General features: G+C 35.9%; 2 protein-coding genes. Both read right to left on the bottom strand.

Translation table 11 applies throughout. The features are described from left to right. Positions 1 to 3441, bottom strand: a 3441-nt coding sequence (locus tag U5A88_RS15890; RefSeq protein WP_354208257.1) for a hypothetical protein, incomplete at its 3' end; no start/stop codon positions are given. Between the two features lie 294 nt (positions 3442 to 3735). Continuing rightward, complete coding sequence (locus tag U5A88_RS15895; RefSeq protein ID WP_354208100.1) at positions 3736 to 3861, bottom strand: type IX secretion system membrane protein PorP/SprF; 126 nt, start codon at positions 3859 to 3861, stop codon at positions 3736 to 3738. Positions 3862 to 3874: the final 13 nt, after the last annotated feature.

Genomic DNA, 3874 nt, shown 5'->3' on the forward strand with positions numbered 1-3874 from the left:
TACTATATCATAAATACCATCATTGTCCGAATCTAAATCAAAAACATCTGGAATACCATCACCATCAGTATCGCCTGCACCTTCTATAGCATCTGGAATACCATCATTGTCATCATCTAAATCTACATTATCTGGAATGCCATCACCATCGTTGTCAGGGAATAAATTCAATGTAGCCGGAGCTGATACCCAATTATTATCACAAACAAATGCTATAGAAGTCATTCTTACTCTATATTGATAACCATTATAACTTGCTGGAACACCTGTTAAGGTTAAGGCATCTGTTGTTGCATTGCTATATGCAGGGCTAGTACCTCCGTTAGAAATAATATTCCATGTAGCACCATTATCCGTACTCTCAGACCATTGATATGTAATTTGAGCTAATAAATCAGTACTAAAAGTTACATTAGAATTGATTGTTATTGTTTGACTTAAAGGATCTGTATTAACTAAAGGAATTCCCGTCCCTGCCTCTTGGAAATCATAATTAGCATTTCCATCTAAGTTATAAGGTTCTGTATAACCGTCAACTCCACTAGTAACAACACCATTAGCATCAACTGTTAAGCCTGCACCAAATGTACCACTACCCAATAAACCATTTTCAGGAATATCACTATCTGTAAAACCTGCTTCCAACACATCCAAACAACCATCATTGTCGGCATCTAACTCATTTGAATCTGGTATACCATCTCCATCTGAATCTGCAGTCGGGTTTGTAACCGTTGCTCCTGCTGTATCATCAGTCTCTATATTATCAAATAATCCATTTGCACCAACTGTACCAGCATTTGCAGCATCTATAATACCATCATTATCAACATCAAAAACATTATTTCCAGCATCTAATTGACCAGACTCTACTATATCATAAATACCATCATTGTCCGAATCTAAATCAAAAACATCTGGAATACCATCACCATCAGTATCGCCTGCACCTTCTATAGCATCTGGAATACCATCATTGTCATCATCTAAATCCGTAATATCAGGAATACCGTCATTGTCTCTATCTCCTGTTGAAGTATCCCTAAAATCAACATCTCCTCCAGGCACATTGGCATCACCATCCAAGTCTGGTAAAACCACTGCTCCACTTAAAGGATCATCAATAGTTCCTCCTGGATCTGCATAACCTGTATTTGGTGTTTCATCAGTAGCATCGTCAAGACCATCACCATCATCATCATTATTTGCTAAAGTGATTCCTGCTTCTGTTGTATCATTAGCACCTTCATTATCAGAGTTTAAATCTAAATAATCAGGATCAGCATCTCCATCAGTATTTTCAGGCGTTAAGCCTTCTCCAGAACCTGGTGTAGTTTCATAAGCATCATCCAAACCATTTCCATCAGTATCTCCAACTGGCACTAAATAATCTATTGTAGTTTGAGCTTCTACGTTATCCGGAATTCCGTCATTATCTGAATCTAAATCTAAATAATCTGGGATACCATCAGCATCAGTTTGAATGTTACCTTCCACACTGTCCAAAATACCATCATTATCAGAATCTATATCTGCAACATCTGGCACTGTATCTCCATCAGTATCTTCGGCACCACAAGCGGAAGTTATAAAGTAAACTGGGGTAGAAGATCTACTTAACGACCCTACCGTTGATAATTCAATTTGAATTCTACTAATATTTAGTGTTGAAAATGTTAATTCTACATAATTCCTCAGTGAGTTATGATATGTTTGTGGCCCCGTAACATCTATTATAAGCCCATAAGCGGCCGAAACTGAAAGATCATGAGCGGTGGTCAATTCTACATCTGCACTAATGTAAGGTGTTAAATCTGGTATTCTGTTTCCATTACCGTCATAAAAATTTACATATATTAATTCACCACTATCTAAATCTCCAATTACATATTTTAAATTTGAAACATTGGTCGAAAAATCGTATGTCAATATATTCCCAGGGAACTGTTCAATTCCTGGAATTGTAGGTAAATCAGGATCCGTATAAACATCTGCAACGTCCGTTCCAGTCTCCGTATAAGTAATATCAAAAGTTCCATAACTGGCTGTAGTTCCTGGAGAAGGAGTGGGATCTTGTGCGGCAATTACCCCAGCTGGACAATTTAATTCGTCATCATTTGAAATACCATCACCATCAACATCTGTATCGCAATTGTCTGGAATACCATCTCCATCTAAATCAGCACTGTCATCAGAACCGGGACAAGCATCTATATTATTAAGTACGCCATCGTTATCGTCATCACATTGATTACTCGTTATCGTATTATTAACAGAACTTACATTAGTCTGACCTCCACCTGCAACTGTTGGTACGCCATTGGCATCAACACTACTAATTAGCCTTCCATTGCCATCTACAGTGGCCGCCGGAAACGCCGCAGAACCCTCTAAGGCATCAGGGCATCCATCACCGTCACTATCAGTATCTAACCAGTTTGGTATACCATCAAAATCATCGTCATAGACACCTCCAAGCAAACCGTTATCGTCGCCTACACCAGCATCATTATCATTATCATCATATAAAGCGATAACACCATCTCCATCATTGTCCGCTGAAGGATTGTTACCATATAATTCTGTAGCATCTAATATGCCATCATTATCTGAATCTAAATCTAAAGAATTTGCATCACCATCACCATCTGGATCATTAAAACTTAATGGACATTCCAATCGAGCAAAAACAATATTATCAACACCTACATCATTACCAGCACTACCATTAGGTTGATTGTTATAAATAACTATTTCTACAGAAGTTGTTGTTGCTGTAAAATTCAATATAGCTCTTCTCCAGATATCATCATTTGCTACTCCAATTGAAGCTGAAGTAATCGATTCTAGAGTTGTTCCTGAACTATTTTGTATTTCAAGTCTAAAGTCTGGTATGTCTGCACAACCATTACACAATCCTGCCAAATCTAATCTATACCTGTAATCTGAACCAATTGCTAAACCAGCTATTGATTGACGATAAAATTCAGTATTGCCCGTGTTAATCATATTAATAGCTAAATACCTTCCATTATTAGATCCTCCTGCAGGGCCAGCAAACTGATCTATATTTGCATCTAAATCTCCGTTTGCCTCTGAACGATTATAAAATGCAAGACCTGGAGAAAGTGATGATGCAACAGCATAAGAGCCATCAGGTATTGCACCTGAATTATCATATGTATGGTTTGAAACATTGCCGTTGGTTGTTCTAGCTGTACCAGTACCAAAGTCCTCGCTAAAAAGCTCAACTACTTCCGTTTTTTGCGAAATATCACAATTGCCATTTTCTATACTATCTGAAATTCCATCCCCATCAGTATCTTGTGCTTGAACAGCATTAGTATTTGCTAAACTAAATATAACTAGTAATGCAACTAATATTTGTTTTAAATGTTTACCGTAAACTGCGTAAATTGTAGTTAAGTAACCTTTTTTCATAATGTTATTTACTTAATGTTGTGTATGGTGTAGTCTATAGAGTTGTTAATAGAAATACATGTTTTTCCCCTAATTTTTTTGTTTTTATTGTATTTCTACAATGAATACAAATATATAAAAAAATGTTAAAAAAGCGTTTTACACTTCTTTATTTTGAAATCAAATTAGGATAGATTTCTATTTAAAGAAAAAAACAAAAGGTTAAGCCTTATTTATACAAGGTTTAGCCTTTTATTAAAGGTCTTTTAGAAAGTTATTATTTTATTTTAACAATTTTATAAATGGTATTGTTTTTTAGAAGAATCTAGGTGATTTTAGGTTTTTCTTTGAAAAATCTATATCCCATTGCATAAATACCTCATGGGTACCACTATTATAGTTCCCTAAATTGGTTGTCGTGTAATCATAGGCATAACCTATTCGTAAATCTCTA

The organism is Aureibaculum sp. 2308TA14-22 (assembly GCF_040538665.1).
Classification (GTDB): Bacteria; Bacteroidota; Bacteroidia; order Flavobacteriales; family Flavobacteriaceae; genus Aureibaculum.